This window comes from Bacillus sp. NMCN1 (assembly GCF_002998085.1).
GTDB lineage: Bacteria > Bacillota > Bacilli > Bacillales > Bacillaceae > Bacillus.
This window is the reverse complement of the sequence record NZ_PVQL01000003.1, coordinates 224,960-241,625: the sequence shown is the minus strand read 5'-3', so window position 1 is coordinate 241,625 and position 16,666 is coordinate 224,960. Positions and strand designations below refer to the sequence as shown.

At 44.2% G+C, this 16,666-nt stretch carries 10 protein-coding genes; 6 read left to right on the top strand and 4 right to left on the bottom strand.

Annotated features, from left to right (window positions below):
• Positions 1-212: 212 nt before the first annotated feature.
• Positions 213-815: a dienelactone hydrolase family protein gene (locus tag C6W21_RS15725; RefSeq protein ID WP_106051179.1), complete on the bottom strand. Its 603-nt coding sequence runs from the start codon at positions 813-815 to the stop codon at positions 213-215.
• Between the two features lie 365 nt (positions 816-1,180).
• Here C6W21_RS15725 and tcyA point away from each other — a divergent pair, with 365 nt between their 5' ends.
• The 5 genes from tcyA (at position 1,181) to C6W21_RS15695 (ending at position 5,306) form a co-directional block, all read left to right on the top strand.
• Complete coding sequence (gene tcyA, locus C6W21_RS15720) at positions 1,181-1,996, top strand: cystine ABC transporter substrate-binding lipoprotein TcyA (protein WP_106051176.1); 816 nt, start codon at positions 1,181-1,183, stop codon at positions 1,994-1,996.
• Entirely contained in the window at positions 1,983-2,675 is a 693-nt protein-coding gene (locus C6W21_RS15715) for an amino acid ABC transporter permease (protein ID WP_034325166.1), read from the top strand. Before tcyA ends, C6W21_RS15715 begins: the two co-directional genes overlap by 14 nt.
• Positions 2,676-2,687: 12 nt before the next feature.
• Positions 2,688-3,431, top strand: a complete 744-nt coding sequence (locus C6W21_RS15710) for an amino acid ABC transporter ATP-binding protein (RefSeq protein ID WP_106051173.1) — start codon at positions 2,688-2,690, stop codon at positions 3,429-3,431.
• A 144-nt stretch (positions 3,432-3,575) separates the two neighbouring features.
• The gene (locus C6W21_RS15705; protein WP_106051171.1) at positions 3,576-4,220 is read left to right on the top strand and encodes a YczE/YyaS/YitT family protein; all 645 of its coding nucleotides are present in this window, start codon (positions 3,576-3,578) and stop codon (positions 4,218-4,220) included.
• Between the two features lie 393 nt (positions 4,221-4,613).
• Positions 4,614-5,306, top strand: coding sequence for a 4'-phosphopantetheinyl transferase family protein (locus C6W21_RS15695; protein ID WP_106051494.1), 693 nt, complete (start codon positions 4,614-4,616; stop codon positions 5,304-5,306).
• Here the strand turns inward: C6W21_RS15695 and C6W21_RS15690 are convergent.
• Positions 5,303-6,640: an aminotransferase-like domain-containing protein gene (locus C6W21_RS15690; protein ID WP_106051166.1), complete on the bottom strand. Its 1,338-nt coding sequence runs from the start codon at positions 6,638-6,640 to the stop codon at positions 5,303-5,305. The genes C6W21_RS15695 and C6W21_RS15690 overlap by 4 nt on opposite strands.
• 103 nt (positions 6,641-6,743) lie before the next feature.
• Between C6W21_RS15690 and C6W21_RS15685 the strand changes: the two genes are divergently transcribed.
• Positions 6,744-7,685, top strand: a complete 942-nt coding sequence (locus C6W21_RS15685) for a DMT family transporter (protein WP_223249611.1) — start codon at positions 6,744-6,746, stop codon at positions 7,683-7,685.
• A 35-nt stretch (positions 7,686-7,720) separates the two neighbouring features.
• Here C6W21_RS15685 and C6W21_RS15680 read toward each other — a convergent pair whose 3' ends face one another.
• Positions 7,721-8,461: a thioesterase II family protein gene (locus C6W21_RS15680; RefSeq protein WP_106051160.1), complete on the bottom strand. Its 741-nt coding sequence runs from the start codon at positions 8,459-8,461 to the stop codon at positions 7,721-7,723.
• A gap of 6 nt (positions 8,462-8,467) precedes the next feature.
• On the bottom strand, positions 8,468-16,663 hold the full coding sequence (locus C6W21_RS15675; protein ID WP_106051157.1) for a non-ribosomal peptide synthetase: 8,196 nt from the start codon (positions 16,661-16,663) through the stop codon (positions 8,468-8,470).
• Positions 16,664-16,666 lie beyond the last annotated feature (3 nt).

The following is a 16,666-nucleotide window of genomic DNA, read 5'->3' as shown; positions in this document are numbered from 1 at the left end:
TTTATTTTTGTAATGTTCGCACAAATATACGGTGGATCTGATCATTTGATAGGATGCCATATATCTAAAATATTTGCACGAAAAAACCAGCATGCAATTTTATCTTTACACACTGGTTTCATTTCACTCTTTTCGAGTCTCTTTCAGACAGTTTTTATGATCACTTGTAAGACACCATTCGCTGTTTAAACATTCACAAGTCATTTTTCTTTTCACAAACACATTTTGATAAAATCATCTATATCCTGAAAACAGCGATTTTTAGATTCAGCGTGAAAAGCCGCAGAATATGGATTGGCGAATCCATGCTTTCCCTCTACTATTGTCACGCAAAGCTTTTCCTTTTTCTCCAAAACACTCGCAATCTCCCGAGGATTAAAGGATGCTTCAACGTCCGGGAAAAATAACAGCGTTTTGCAGGAAGGCGTAATATCAACAAAATCTCTTATTCTTGAACCATAAAATCCAATGACTCCGGTAAATAACTGATCATATTGGCTACATCGCCAAGCAATTGTTGCCCCCACACTAAAACCTATCAGAAATATGTCTATCTCTGCATTTTTCGTTTTTAACTCTTTTGCCACATTCAATACGATCTTTACCGACTCATCAAAACCAACTTTATTCATAAAGTAGCCGTAAGCCTCATTCTCACTGACATAAGGGAAGTATTTAGCCTTTCCCAATAAATGAGGACAATAAACCTCAAAACCAGCTTTTTCAAAATGATAGATCATACTCTTCATATGATCATTTATTCCGTATATTTCGTGTATTAAGATCATGACGGGTTTTTGTTTTGATGTATGCAAATATCACACTTCCCTTTTATTACTTTTGTTCACTGGAGGATCGTTTACTTTATTTTCTTAAAAAGTCATATGAGTCGACTGATAAACATCAACACAACCTTCTTTCGATATGATGATCAAAGCATACTTTACCATTAAATAGTCTATCTAACATTCTCAAATCAATCGAACAATCTTAATCATCTTTTGACATCTGGTTTTATCCACCTTTTGTTTTGGGTATAGTTCTATCGTTTGTCCGTTCAACCATTTGCGGGCATAAAGTTGGTGAGATTCGCTCAAGCTAGTTTCAAATGCTTTACTTTTAGGTTGCTTCTCTGTAAGATCATATGTTGTAAATACCAACAAGAAAAGTGGGGAATAAAATGAAAAAAATGTTCTTTGCCATTATGTTAGGCGTTTGTGTTGCATTGATCACGGCATGTGGATCTGGTGCAAGCGACAACGCGAATAAACAATCTGGGTCTAAGGAATCAGGTGACCTTTGGAAATCTATTCAGGATAAAGGTGTTCTGACGATCGGAACAGAGGGTACTTATGCTCCTTTCACATTCCATGACAAAAAGACAGATAAATTAACTGGCTACGATGTAGAGGTCATTACAGAAGTAGCAAAACGTCTAGACTTAAAACCTGAATTCAAAGAAACACAATGGGACAGCATGTTTGCTGGACTGAATTCAAAACGTTTTGACGTGGTAGCGAACCAAGTTGGTAAAACTGGACGTGAAAATCAATACGAGTTCTCTGATAAATACACAACGTCTCAAGCCATTGTTGTGACAAAATCAGATAACAATGACATCAAGAAACTATCTGATGTAAAAGGCAAAAAAGCAGCACAATCATTAACAAGTAACTACAATAAGCTAGCAACAGATGCTGGTGCTAAAATCGAAGGCGTTGAAGGTCTTGCGCAATCGATTCAATTGATTCAGCAAGGACGTGCTGATTTGACGTTCAATGACAAATTGGCTGTATTGAATTACTTGAAAACAAGCGGTAATAAAAACCTAAAAGTTGCATTTGAAACAGGAGATCCTCAAGAAACTTACTTTGCCTTCAGAAAAGGCAGCGGCGAAGTCGTTGACAAAGTGAATGGCGCATTAAAAGAAATGAAAAAAGACGGTACACTCGCAAAGATTTCTAAGAAATGGTTTGGTGAAGATGTTACAAAGTAATACCCTAGGAGTCGTCATTCCTTGGGATCTTCTTCAGCAATCTTTTTGGCCAATGGTGATGCAGGGGATTTATTATACAATTCCCCTCGCCATCATTGCCTTTATTATTGGTATTTTTATCGCGCTTGTGACAGCTCTTGCTAGAATGTCTAAAATCAAAGCTCTCAGATGGATTTTCTCCATCTATGTGTCGGCCGTTCGCGGAACGCCGCTTTTTGTGCAATTGTTTATTATTTTCTATTTCTTTCCGACATTTAATATTACACTGGATCCATATCCAAGTGCCATTATTGCTTTTTCATTAAACGTAGGTGCGTATGCGTCGGAAATTATCCGTGCATCCGTCCTGTCTGTTCCTAAAGGACAATGGGAAGCTGGTTATTCCATCGGGATGACGCATCGTAAAACACTCGTCCGCGTGATTTTACCGCAGGCTGTGCGTGTATCGATTCCGCCGCTGTCTAACTCATTCATTAGTTTGGTGAAGGATACATCCCTTGCCTCCCAAATCCTCGTGGCAGAGCTTTTCCGTAAGTCTCAGGAAATTGCTGCGGCGAACTTGGATCAGATATTGTTCATTTATATGGAAGCAGCCCTGATCTATTGGGTATTCTGCTTCATTCTATCGCTCGTTCAGCATCAAATTGAAAAACGACTAGATCGATATGTCGCAAGGTAAGGAGGGAACGACATGCTAACAGTTAAAGGTCTCAAGAAATCCTTTGGTGAAAATGAGATTTTAAAGTCGATTGATTTTTCGATCAACAAAGGGCAGGTTGTAGCCATTCTTGGCCCATCAGGTTCAGGAAAAACAACGATGCTTCGCTGTTTAAATGCACTTGAAACACCAAATGGCGGCTCCTTTACCTTCGATGATTTCTCGATTGATTTTTCGAAAAAAAATAAATCAGCTGATCTGCTGAAGCTTCGCCGGAAATCGGGAATGGTGTTTCAAGATTATCACCTGTTTCCACACCGCACAGTGCTTGAAAATGTGATGGAAGGTCCTGTTCAAGTACAGCGCCGTCCAAAGGACATGGTTCGAAAAGAAGCCATCCAGCTCTTGCAAAAGGTCGGTCTTGAAGATAAAAAGGATCTGTATCCCTTCCAGCTGTCAGGCGGTCAAAAGCAGCGTGTCGGGATTGCCCGCGCGCTTGCCATTCAGCCAGAACTCATGCTTTTTGATGAACCAACCTCTGCACTTGACCCTGAGCTTGTCGGAGAAGTCTTAAAGGTCATGAAGGATCTAGCGAAAGAAGGCTGGACCATGGCGGTGGTCACACATGAAATCAAGTTTGCCCAAGAAGTGGCAGACGAAGTGATTTTTATTGATGGCGGCGTCATCGTCGAACAAGGTCCTCCGGAAGAAATCTTCAAACGACCGAAGGAAGAACGAACAAAACAATTCTTAAACCGGATTTTGAATCCAGTATGATGAAAAAAGGCTGTTCTCACGTGATGAGACCAGCCTTTTTTCATCTTTTTAAAAGTAAGCGATTACAATTAAGCAAAGCCATTTAAAGGGGCGTGGGAGTATGTTACGATTGAATTCGAGTGTTTAAGAAAGAAGGGAATGCTTTTGAAGCGGGAACATCTTTTACGTTGGTTTTTTTATTTTGTTGGATTGATCGTACTAGCTTTTGGACTATCGCTGACAGTGAAAGGAAAGATTCTTGGGATTGGTCCTTGGGACGCTTTCCACTACGGACTGTTTCAGCACTTTGGACTCACGATTGGACAGTGGTCCATCATTATTGGTGCACTGATTGTGACACTGACTTCTGTTTTTACGAAATCATTTCCAAAGATCGGCGCATTACTGAACATGGTGCTGATTGGCATGTTTATAGATTTCTTTAATGCGGTATTGCCTGCACCACATGGGTATTTACCCGCTCTATATGTGTTTATTACGGGCGTTGTGGTATCAGGGTATGGTGTTGGCATTTATGTCTCAGCCAATCTTGGCGCTGGGCCAAGGGATTCATTAATGCTGCTCATCTCAGCGAAAACAGGGCTGAACGTACAGTGGGTTCGAAATGGCATTGAGTTAACAGTGCTTTTATTTGCATGGATGCTCGGCGGACCGATTGGCATTGGCACGATTCTGACGGCTATTTTCACAGGTCTCGTCCTTCGTTTCTCCTTGCCGCAATCGACACGGCTCCTGCAGCTGCTTATTACAAAAACAGCAGAGAAACCTGTTCAAACGCTTATCCGATAAGAACAAGCCATTCTACGAAAAGAATGGCTTCAGCATGTAGACAAACCCTCGCATTCGGTGTCAGTCCTGCGCGCCAGTACTCACGAATGTCAAATTCGCTCCGTTCCGGTGCTCGTCCTTCCTAGACTGCAAAGGTTTTCTATCACGCTGAAAAGAAGACAAAGGGCTAAAATAAAAATCATTTTAGCCCTTTGTCAACAATCTGAAGCCATTCTACGAAAAGAATGGCTTTTCTTGTGTTAAAATAAATAAACAGATTTTTCTTATATTCATAAGAGGAATTAGTCCGCGCCTTCCACTTCTCATTTTGGGCTTTCACTGAAAAGGAGGCCTGTTTCCCTTTTGTACGGCGCTCTCAAATGGTACAATCAATGTAAAAAATTGAGGTTCATTATGAAGATTTTCGCTATTCAATTACAACAATTAGATGAAATCAATGCACGAAAACAAATCGATCAACTGAAACCCTTTGTTTCACCTGAAAAGCGTGCTGCGGCTGAGCGCTTTCGTTTTTTGGTCGATGCAAGAAGGACCCTGTTAGGTGAGGTGCTGGTTCGTCAAATGATCCATGATATGTACGATCTGCCTATTGATCAGATCATTTTTGAAACAGAGGGCAATGGCAAGCCTGTCGTCCGGCACATTCCTTCTTTTCATTTTAATCTTTCTCACTCTGGTGATTGGGTCGTATGCGCAATAGATGATGCACCCGTAGGTATTGATATAGAGGAGATCAAACCGATTGATCTAGCGATTGCTAAACGATTTTTTTCAGCAGATGAGTATGAGGATTTACTTTCACAGCCCGCAGAACGACAGGAAGCCTACTTCTTTCATCTCTGGTCTATGAAGGAGGCCTTTATCAAGCTGACTGGAAAGGGATTATCTTATGGTCTTTCGTCCTTTACAGCCCGTCTGTCTGAGGATGGACAGGCCACTTTGACATTACCTGATCATGAAGCGACCTGCTTTGTTCAAACATACTCACTCGATCCTGCCTACCAAATGGCGGTGTGCACACGAAAGCCTGTTGCGGCTGAGAGCGTTGAAACACTCTCTTGCAGAGATGTGCTGTCCCGTCTTTAATATCGCCCAATTTGATGAAGTGCTGTCTTTAGCAATTCGACTCCACGTGTGATTTGGTCTTCTTTCACATGCCAGATGTTCAGCTGAAGAATGGGGTCTTTTTGATGGGTCGACAGGTAGTGGCGGTCGATTGACTGAACGGAAACAGATGCCTTTTTCAGCTGCTGAATGAGCTGGTTCATCGGAATTGATCGATCGACACGAAGATGTGTATGGGTAGCTGGCTCCTCTTCTCCCAGTTGATAAGCGATTTGACCATTTTTCAGGCAAGTCACCAGCTGTTTGGATCGGTTGCGATAGGTTGTCTGCATTCTTTCTCGATGCCGTTCAAACATCCCGCTTTTTAAATATATTTCTAAGGCTGCCTGTGACAGCATGGAGCTGTCGATATCAATGAGCCGTTTGTGTTCGCTAAAAGGTCCAATCAGCTCCTCAGGTAAGACGACTGCTCCTGTTCGAAGTCCTGGAAAGATGATTTTGGAGAAGCTTTTTAAATAAATGACCTTACCCGCTTGATCATACGAATAGATCGGGTCTCTTTTTGCGTCGAATTCTAAATCGGCTATATAATCATCTTCAACGATATAGACATCATATGTCTCAGCAAGGGCTGCAACCGCTCTTTTCTCCTGTTTTGACAAGCTCGTTCCAAGCGGGTTTTGAAACCTTGGCATCGTATAGAAAAAACGAATCTCCTCTTCTCGAAAGATACGCTCCAATTCCTGAAGATCAATTCCCTTTTCCGTCCGCTGAATCCCCCGCACAGGCAATTGATTTTTCTCTAAATATCGGAGGTATAGGTGATAGCCAGGCTGTTCGACTAGTATGGTCTGTTTTCCATTCGGAAAAGGGATGGTGCTTAAAATGGATAACGCCAGTTGAATACCAGAGGTCATGACGATCTGTTCTGGATTTGCAAATACTTGATAATCCATTAATCGTTTTGAAATGACTGGCAGCAGCGATGGTAATCCGTTGGCTGTGCCGTAAATAAACAAGTCATTTTGATACAAATCGATCGCTTGGTTGATGCAATGCTGGAAATCGACATATGGAAACACAACGGGATCAGGTGCAGATGAAGCAAAATCAATCCATGTGCTATCCTGTTTACCCGCTGACTGCTTCGTTTTCACGACATAATAGCCGCTTCTTTCCACAGAATAAAGCAGATGTTCATGTTCCAATGTGTCCAGTGCTTTGATGACAGTGCTTTTACTCACTGCATATTGAGCCGCTAAATGGCGAATGGAAGGGATCTTCATGCCAGCATTGTATTCACCAGACGCCATTTTCTCTTTTAAGCTGAGAACAAGCTGATCATATTTCCTCACACCGCTTCCTCCTTGTACCGGTACAGATATCATGTTCTCTTATTGTACACCTTAGATGATCCGATTACGATAGAAGAACAGAACCGGTCAATTCAACTGAAGCATGCATGCTCGTGTAAGGAGTCAAGTTGTGAACATTTCAAAACAGAAAGCGTATGCTGCCGCGATAGGCTACGCCACGATTATTGGTTTTTCATTTTTGTTTGTCAAAATTGCATTAGAATCAGCAAACCCGATCGATTTATTGGCACACCGCTTTACGATTTCTTTTGCAGCCGCACTATTGCTGTATCCATTTTTACGAAAGAAGAACCGTCTCTCTATTCAATGGCGTGATCTTCTCTACATCGTACCGTTTTCCTTGCTTTACCCTGTGTTGTTTTTTGCTTTTCAAGTATGGGGGCTGATGTATACCTCTTCGTCAGAGGCTGGTATTATCCAGGCAACGATTCCCATTCTGACGATGGTGCTAGCAGCGTGGTTTTTAAAGGAACGCGCGACATGGATACAAGTGCTGTTTACCATTCTTTCTGTGTGCGGGGTAATGCTTCTCTTTGTCATGAAGGGAATTGATGTAAAGCATTCACACATGATCGGCTATGTACTGATATTGCTTTCAGCCTTATCATCCAGCGCATATAGTGTATTTGCCCGGGTGATTACACGGCGCTTCCATGTGATTGAACTCACCTTCGTGATGACATTCTTTGGATTTGTCTTCTTCAATGCCGCTGCGCTCATTCGGCATTCGGTAAACGGGACAATGCCGCACTTTTTCAGCCCATTTACACAACCATCCTTTCTATGGTCGATGCTCTTTTTAGGCATTCTTTCTTCACTTCTCACGGCATATTTATCAAACTTCGCCCTCTCTCAGCTTGAAGCGGCAAAGGTCAGCATCTTTAACAATTTATCTGCGTTTATTACGGTCGCCGCTGGGGTTCTCATTTTACATGAAACAATCGATTGGTATCATCTCATCGGAGGTGTGCTGGTCATTGGCGGGGTGATTGGCGGGAATGTGGTGAAGAAGCGAAATTCATAAGAAAAAGCGGTCCCTTTAACGAGGACCGCTTTCTTTTAATGTTTCATTAATTGTTGTTTGGCTGCAAGGTCCATCACATGTCTCATCTGTTCTGCGAAGTGCTCGAGGTGTGTGTTGATGTACATGTGTCCTCCATCGAAATTGGTGCGTTCGATGGTTTTTGCCCATGGCAGCCAGCCGTTTGCATCTTGCATGCATTTTTCATCTTTTATTCCATTGAATAAATAAACGGGTGTTTCGATGACGGATTGATCTTTGTGCTCGAAGGTTTCCAGCGCCTGATAGTCTGCACGTAAGGATGGCGTAAAGTAATCCATCATTGGTTTATTCTCTAATAATTCCTTTGGAATCCCGCCCATTTCGGCAATATGCTGAACAAATGCTTCATTCGATAAATGGGTCAGAATCTGTCGTTTTGTTTGCGGCGGCTGAATGGCTGAGATCACGACTGCTGCAGGATCAATTCCTTCCTTTTCTAGCAGCTGCGTCAGTCTATACACGACAAGTCCTCCCATGGAATGTCCGAACAGGATAAATGGGCGGTTCAGGTTGCCCGTGAGCCCTGCTTTGTACAGCTCAGCCAATCGGTCAATGCTCGTTTCGAGCGGCATGAAATTGGTTCCATGACCTGGGGGCTCTGCTGCTGTTACTTCGGCAGTGCCTTTTAGCTGTTCAAAAAGCGGGCGGTACGAGGCGGAATAACCACCTGCAAAAGGAAAACAAATAAGCTGAATAAGGTCTGATCTTTTTTCAAAGGTTTTAAATAACTGATTCATACGTCCTTACCCCTTTATAATCGTTTGAAGAATCCGTGCCAGATCATCTGCCTGCGGCCTTTTCATCATGGTGACATGATCTCCTTTGATGTGATAATAGGAGCACGATCCTTTCGTATAAGCCTCCCAGTCTGAGAACTTCTTCTGGAAATCGATGGCGTGATCACTGCTTTGTACAATATAAAACGGCACAGGGAATGGTTCTTTTTCTAATTCAATGGCTTGTGACATGATCGTATTATGCGTTTGCATTTGCAAATATTTATCTAAATACTGATCATTCATAAATTGATGAACCACTTCATCCTTTTCTGCCTCTTTGAGTATTGTCTGTTTCACTTCTTGGAAGCTCAGCCCTTGTAATGCTTCTGGTTGGATGCCGACGAGATTCCCCATTCCAAGGACAAGCGCAAGCATTTTCACTTCTTCTTCGTTCATATCGGCATGGAGCGCCTGATCGGCCTCATCTCTTAGCACTGGCACCGTATCTAAAATGATCAATCCTTTCGGCGCTTTTCCTGCATGGCAGAGCCGCTGATTCATTCCGTAGGCAAGGTGCCCGCCCATTGAATGCCCTGCTAGATAGTCAATGCCAGGTCGATAGAAGGTCTCAATGGCTTCAATAAAAATGGTGACAAGCTCTGTGTAATGAAGGAATTGCGGTTCTTCATCCTCATATAAGCCAGGAGACTGCATGGCATAAACAGCACCTTGATGTGTCATCAGCTTAGCAACATCGATATAGCCCATGACCGTTCCACCGGCAGGCGGTGCAAAGAAAATCCTCGGTTCGGCTGGATCACCTTTTTTCAGCTCGATCACATAGTCCTTCGGAGACCTTTCGACATGCTCCCCTGCCTCTGGCATTGCGTCCACATGTGCGGCTAGCTGAGCCGGTTCTGGATGCATGAAAATCCATTTTGGATCAACACGAATCCCCTTTTCTTTTAATTTGGCAACAGCCTGGATACTCATAATCGAATCGCCGCCTAGATCAAAGAATGAGTCATGCATGCCTACTTGTTTGACACCAAGCACTTCCTTGAAAGCTGTGACAATTTGTTCCTGCGTTTCGGTGACTGGTTTGTCATCCCCCTTGGAAAGAGAGAGCGTTTCTGTCGGCTCTGGCAGTGCTTTTTGATCAACCTTTCCGTTCGTTGTGACTGGCATTTCTTCCATTACAATAAAGTAACTTGGAATCATGTAGCCTGGCAGGCTTTCCTGCAAAAAAGCTTTCCAGCCTGGAACAGGATTCTCTCCATCTGTGACAAGGTAGGCAGCGAGCCGTTTAGAGCTGCCATACGTTTTGGCGATGACTGTACATTCCTTTACTTGCGGATGCTTCAGGAGCGCTGTCTCAACTTCTCCACATTCAATCCGGTAGCCTCTAATTTTTACGAGGTTGTCTTTTCGGCCGAGATATTCAATGGTGCCATCTGAACGCCATGTACCAAGATCACCTGAACGATACAGCCTGTCTCCTCCTAGTTCAGGAAATGGATTGTTAATAAACCGCTCCTGCGTTCGCTCTGGATCATGAAGGTATCCTTTTGCCAGCCCTGTGCCGCCGATATAGATTTCTCCTTTGACGCCTGCTGGCACCGGGTTGAGCGCATCATCTAGTATGACGACAGTTGAGTTCGATACCGGGACACCAATTGGGACTGACCTTGCGTCCTCTGGCATGTCGGTGATTTGATGTGTTGTTGCTAAGGTTGTGTTTTCTGTTGGACCGTAAGCATTGATGAGCACACCTTCCATATGCGGCAGTGCCTTTCGGGCATGCTCACTAGACATCGCTTCTCCGCCAACGAGTAATGTGCGGTAGCTAGCTACACTTTTTGGATCGTGCTCCACCAGCCGATTGAATAAGGCGGTTGGCAGACAGTTGGCTGTCACTTGATGCGTTTTGATCAGCCGTGATAATTCATCCATATTCAGTGCGGCATATTTGGGAATCAGGATCAGCTGACCGCCATTCAGTAGCATTCCCCACAACTCAAATGTAAAGGCATCAAAAGCATAGTTTGAGAGCTGAAGCATCTTATCATCTGGACCTAGTTTAATATAATTTGTTTCTCTAACCAGACGGATAACTCCTGCATGGGGAAGCATCACGCCTTTTGGTGTACCTGTTGAGCCTGATGTGTAATTGACATAGGCCAGCTGGTCTTCCCCTATGATCGATTGTTCTCTTTGATACACTGCATCTGTTTCTGGTAACGGCTTGTCCATATTAATCTTTGTACCTGTAAAGTCTACTAGACGATTCGCAAAATGAGACTGAGTGATGAGCACATCACTTTGCGTATCGCGAATGATAAGGCGGATGCGTGCATCTGGATATTCAGGTGACATCGGAACATACGCTGCACCAGACTTGACGATACCAAGCACCGAGACAATCATGTCAAAGGAACGATCAAAAAGCATCGGTACAAGTGAACCTGGTCCAATTCCTTTTGACTGCAAGTAAGCAGCAAGCTGTGTTGCCTTCTCATCCAAGGCTTGATACGTCATGTGCTCTTCCAAATAGGACAAGGCAATGCGGTGCGGATCACGATGCACCTGTTCTTCAAACAGCTCTTGAATTGTCCGTTTTGGATACGGCGTAGCCGTTTGGTTTTTCCCTATAATCATGGCAGCCTGTTCTGCTTTGTCCATTATGCAATAGTCAGAAAATGTACGTTCAGGCTGAGCCGTCATGCCATCTAGCAGATGAAGATAATAATTCATATAACGATGGATGGTCTCTTGATCAAATAAATCTGTATTGTATTCCACATGGATCGACAGCTGATCTCCTTGTTCAAATACATGCAGGGTGAGATCAAATTTCGACACTGTATGATGGACCATTACATGTTCACTTGTCAGCCCTTTGAGATTTACATTGAGTGAATCTGTTACATAACCCATGGCCACTTGGAAAATAGGCGATCGACTTAAATCTCTATCTAACGAAAGATCATCGACAAGCTTGTCAAATGGATAACGCTGATGCTCAAATGCTTTTAACGTCATCTCTTTCACGCTTTCCATGACATCAGCAAATGTATCTGCTGTGGAGATATCCTGTCTCAGCGCGAGTGTATTCACAAACATTCCAACGAGCTTCTCTGATTGCTTGGCATCGCGCCCTGCGATCGGTGAGCCAATGATAATATCTGTCTGTCCTGACAGCTTGTGAAGCAGGACGTAGTAGGCTGACAGCATCGTCATGAAGAGCGTTGTGCCCTGCTGCTTGGACAAAGCCTGCAAACGGCGGATAAGCGGTTCATCCAGTACGATTTGCTCTGTAGCTCCGTTAAATGTTTGAACTGGCGGACGAGGGCGGTCAAACGGCAGCTCTAGCACTGGAAGTTCACCTTGTAAGGTCTTGAGCCAATAGGTTTGATCTCCTTGATGATGCTTTAATTGTTCATTTTCCCAGTGTACATAATCTGTCCATTCGATTTCGAGCGCCGGGAGCTGCGGCGATTCATCTGCAAGAAGCCCGTCATATGCCACTTCTAACTCCTGAATGAGCAGGCTGAGCGACCATGCATCTGAAATGATGTGGTGCTGGGCGCAAAGAAGATAATATTCCTCATTGCCCATATCCACAATCGTCCACTGCGAAAGAGGCCCTCTTTCTAGATCATAAATGCGGTTCGCTTCTTGCTGAATAAGCTGCTTGAGCCTTCTCGTTCTTGTTTTTTCATTAAATAATGAGAAGTTCGCAACTGTGACGGATGACGGAAGGTCTTCACGTATCAGTTGAACCGGCTTGCCGCCAAGCGATTTAAATGTTGCACGCAGGGCTTCATGACGTTTCGTTAACAGACCAATCGCTTTCGTTAACGCTTGAATGTGCAGTTGTCCTGTCAGTTTCCAAGCACCTAATATATTGTAATGATGGCTCTTTTCTAATGTGGATAAGAACCAAATACGCTTCTGAGCATGTGACAGCTCATAGCTTGTTAGCTTTTCCAGCTTTGGAATCTTAGCATCCTGAACAGCCGGTGCCCCTTTGATGTCATCAACCATTTGTGCCAGATGTGCCAGATGCTTGCTTTCAAATAATATTTTTAAAGGCGCCTTGATTGAACATTCATGATTGATCCGAGAAATGGTTTGAGTCGCCTTTAATGAATGCCCGCCTAGGTCAAAGAATTGATCCTCTTTGTACACACGATCAACGTCTAAAATGTCCTCCCATATGGCAGCAAGGATTCGCTCTGTTTTCGTTTCTGGCAATTGCTTTTCAAGGGGTTGTCCATTTTTGTGCTGATTCAGCTTGAGGGCTTCATGATCAATAGAGCCATCTTGTTTTTTCGGTATTTCTTGTACTTGCTGAATATCCCAGTCACCTTTTGTTACGCCTGCGATATCTTCAACATGCACTTCTTTGCCAGGCTGAACCGTGTAAAAAAGCTTTTTCTCAAAAGTCGGTATTGGTGCTGGCTGAAGATATTCAGCAATTTCTGGATTGGCTCCGTCTAGTCCGATAAATAGATGCGCTTCATTCAGCCGGGCACCTAGACATAATGAATGGAGACCTTGCTCCTTTCCAATCAATTGAAATCCCTTGCGAATGGTTAGCGCTGCTCCTGTATGTCCCTTAGACAAACCAAGATTATCCCACATGCTGAAGTTCAATGAAATCGCTCGTCTTTCTTCTTGAAAGGTGAGAGCGTGCGCAAGTCCATCTAACAAGCTGTTGGCTGCAGAGTATGCCCCGAATGTTGTGCCGCCAAAAAAGCCATTCACTGATCCAAAAAAGACGAGCGGTACTGCCGGGTCATGCTTGAAGGCTTCCTGCAGGACAAACGCTCCATCCGCTTTCCCTGACAGCTCCTTTGTGAAATCCTCTTCTGACGTATGAGCCAGTGTATACTTATCCGCATGCTGAAAATGCTCTGACACATTGCCAGCCCCGGCTAAATGCAGAACACCACGGATGGATTGACCAAAATGTTTTTCTGCTTTGTAAATTGCCCGCTCGACGTCAGCTAAATCGGTCACATCCGCTTGTACATAGATGACGTCACCGAGGCCTTTTAGCTGGGAGAACGCCTCTTTCTTTTCCAAGCTGCCTTCCAGAGTTGTCCTTCCAATCAAGACGAGCTTTAGACCAAATTGGAGCATCTGCTTAGACAGCTCAAATCCAATACCGCCAAGTCCTCCAGTCAATAAATAAAGACCTTCATATTCTAAAAACCCTTCTGTTTGAGGCGCTTCCATCATATCGACTTTTTCCAGCTTTGGAACGAACCTGTGCCCGTTTCGGTATGACACCTCTGCTTTTATATGAATCGCTGACAGCTCTTCAGCAATGTGCTTTGCATCCTGTTCCACATGCTCCGCTTCAATATCAATATGGGACACCTCTGCTCCTTCCCATTCTTGCGGGATGGTTTTTAATAAACCAACGAGCGACGTTTTCTCCACATGGAGATCGTCTTCAGGGCTAACAAATTGACCACCCTTTGTCACCACGACAAGCCGGACTGGCTCTTTGTTTTCTTGTCTCCAAGCTTGATACAAGTACAAAATAGATTGATTGGTACTCGCATGCATTTCTTTGAACCGAGCAGGCTTAACGATGGCTTCTTTGTCTGTCACATTCCACAGATGGAGCACGTGCCCTGTCTTTAGTTCATCTGCTTCAAGTGCTGCAGCGAGCCTGACATAATCCCCCTTGATTCTCGGATTCATCTGGTACATTCCTTTGGACAGACGCAAAAATTCATGCCCTTTTTTCACAGAAACATAGGACTGATTTCTTTGTTCTAATTGTGCGTAAAGCGATTGGGAAAGCCCTTTTTCATCCTCGAAAACGAGTACATGATCAGCAGAAGGCTGAGACGGACCAATATGCTCCTTTGCCCAAGTGCGTTTGAAAAACCAATCTGGCAGTGTTTGTTCATTTTCAGAAGCAAGATCCAGTGCCCGTTCAACGTCACGGAACACGCCATCTTTTAGAGCCGCACCTAATTGGGCACGTTGGATTTTCCCACTCTCTGTTTTCGGAAATTGGTCTTTTTTCACCGGAATGATGTGATCAGGCTCTATCCCGATCTTTCGAATGATGGCCTCTCTAATCTGCTGAATCATCGTGATTTGTTCCTCTATCGAATCCTTTTGCGAGACAAAAAAGACGGCAAGCGTGTCGTTGCTTGATTCGGGATTGTATATGCCATACGCAGCGGCAAAGGTGACTTCAACCCCGTCCACCTCTTCCACAACCGCTTCAATTTCGTAATTCAAATAGTTGGCTCCGTTGATGACGATGATGTCTTTTTCTCGACCTGTCAGAACAAGACGCCCTTCATGAATAAACCCTAAATCCCCTGTGTGAAACCAGCCATTTTCGTTAAATACCTCTTGATTGGCTTCCTCATTTTGATAATAGCCCATCATAATCGTTGGACTCTTCACCTGCAAGCGCCCGACCTGATCTTCTGGCAGTACATGGTGATGTTCATCTACAATCCGAATCCATACAGACGGAATGGGTGCACCGACTTCTGTAAACGTCATTTTGTGCGGATGATCTTGCGCCACGTATTGGATCTCACCTGTTAACGAGGTCTGATCAATCGTCAGCTGTCCATCCTGATCACCATGCCGCATGAATTTCTTTGATTGAACAATGGCTGAGGATGTTTCAGACATGCCGTACGCCGGCACCATCGCATGGCGGCTTAATCCGTGCTGACCCATGATATGCATAAAGCGCTGCGTCACTTTTGGCACAACCGCTTCGGCTGCATTCATGATATAAGTCAGTGTGGAGAGATCCCAGCTCCCCTTGCGAATGTCATCCTCATATTCATTCATCATGGCAAAAGCAAAATTCGGTGCCCATGTCCTTGTGACGCCGTATGTTTCTATCCAATCCAGCCACACCATCGGCCGCTCGATCAATTGATCAATGGATGGACTAATCTGCTGGCAGCCAAGGTAGACGTCATGCACATGAAACATGACAATGCCTCCTACATGATCAAGCGGCATCCAGTTAAGCGACACATCCTCATGCGTAAAGCCATTTGTCTGCTCAAAGGAGATGATTCGAGATAAGATACTTTGATGGTTATGACGGATACACTTAGGCACACCCGTACTTCCTGAAGACAGCAACTGAAGCACAGGCTCATCCGGCTCTGGTTCATAATGCTGTTCATCCGGTTCACACGCAAGCAATGTTTCTACTGTTAAAATAGGTATTTCTTTTGCCTCAAATGTTTCACGCAGCCCAGCAATGTCCTCAGCACTTGCTTCGTTTGTAATAATGAACGGTTTATTTTGCAGCTGAAACACGCCCTTGAGCTTGTTCACTCCTTGATTCATCTCATTATAAACAGGCGGCACAGAGACTGGGGTCGGAATGATGCCACCGAGAATACAGCCCCAGAACACGGTGATGAAATCTTGATGATCTTTTAATTGAAGTAACACTTGATCGCCGTTTGTCAGCCCTGCTTTCCTTAAACCAGACAGAACCCGTTCTGCGTTTGTGAGTAACTCAGGGTAGGTTTGGGTCAACGTGCGCCCGCCTTCTTTGATATAGGTCACCCCGCGGTCAGGTGACATAAAGGCTGATCGAATCAGCACCTCTGTCAGTGTGACAGGAGTGCCTGGTTTTTTCATGACATCCCCGCCATACACAAGTGCGGGCGGCTTTTCATGAGCGGATGCTTGCTTTGTTTCGACCACTTCAGTCTTAGAGATCGGTACGTTCCCTTGAGTACGCTGTCGATCAGGAAACAGGTCATCGAGGTGATAGACCGATTGTTTTTCTGTCTGACCTTCAATGAAAACGGCCGCTTCCTCCACTCCATCTATGGCTTTGGTACGCTCTTCTATCTTTCTTAATTCCTCTTCATCTATGATTTCAATCGAAAGCAATGCTTCTGTATCGACTGCTCCACTTTCTGCCCTTGGCAAGGAAGGCAATAAGACGAGAACGGCTGGTACTTCATGGGGATGAAGCGGGCCTTTCATCAAGTCCTCTCTTGTCAGCGAAGGATCCTTCGCCTGTGCAAATAGCACAAGCGAGAGGCTGCCTTCTTCATTTTTCTTCGGGATGAGTGCACATTCCTTTAGCGGAAAATGAAGCATCATGACCTGTTCTAATGCTTTCAGATCGATTCGTTTTCCGTTGATTCTGAAGATATGATTTGCTGCATGTCCTTTTCGTCTACTCACTAACATCGT

Bases quoted from the DNA above. Each gene is read 5' to 3' on its own strand.
- C6W21_RS15695 (WP_106051494.1), top strand. From the start codon at position 4,614: ATGAAGATTTTCGCTATTCAATTACAACAATTAGATGAAATCAATGCA.
- C6W21_RS15715 (WP_034325166.1), top strand. From the start codon at position 1,983: ATGTTACAAAGTAATACCCTAGGAGTCGTCATTCCTTGGGATCTTCTT.
- C6W21_RS15680 (WP_106051160.1), bottom strand. From the start codon at position 8,461: ATGAATCAGTTATTTAAAACCTTTGAAAAAAGATCAGACCTTATTCAG.
- C6W21_RS15710 (WP_106051173.1), top strand. From the start codon at position 2,688: ATGCTAACAGTTAAAGGTCTCAAGAAATCCTTTGGTGAAAATGAGATT.
- C6W21_RS15675 (WP_106051157.1), bottom strand. From the start codon at position 16,663: ATGTTAGTGAGTAGACGAAAAGGACATGCAGCAAATCATATCTTCAGA.
- C6W21_RS15685 (WP_223249611.1), top strand. From the start codon at position 6,744: ATGCATGCTCGTGTAAGGAGTCAAGTTGTGAACATTTCAAAACAGAAA.
- tcyA (WP_106051176.1), top strand. From the start codon at position 1,181: ATGAAAAAAATGTTCTTTGCCATTATGTTAGGCGTTTGTGTTGCATTG.